Annotated in this window: 1 protein-coding gene; it reads left to right on the top strand. The window is 69.0% G+C overall.

What is annotated here, in order from left to right:
- Positions 1-277 (top strand): DUF222 domain-containing protein (locus tag AC5Y4T_RS26205; protein WP_499956163.1); only part of this gene is annotated, 277 nt, incomplete at both ends.

Genomic DNA, 277 nt, shown 5'->3' with positions numbered 1-277 from the left:
GGAAGTGGCCGCGGCGTTGCGGATCAGTCAGGGCCTGGCCGCCAGCCGGGTGCGGTACGCGCGGGCGATGCGCGAACGGTTGCCGAAAGTGGGCGCGGTGTTCGCGGCCGGGGATATCGGCTACCTGATGTTTCAAACGATCGTGTTCCGCACCGATTTGATCACCGATCCCGACGTGTTGGCGGCGGTGGACGCCGAGTTGGCGGCCAACGTGGCGCGGTGGCCATCGATGACCCGGGGCCGGCTGGCCGCGCAGGTGGACAAGGTGGTGGCCAAG

The sequence above is a fragment of the Mycobacterium sp. NGS11 genome (assembly GCF_059813315.1).
Note: the sequence above shows the minus strand (reverse complement) of the source record. Positions and strands in the feature narration are given on the sequence as shown.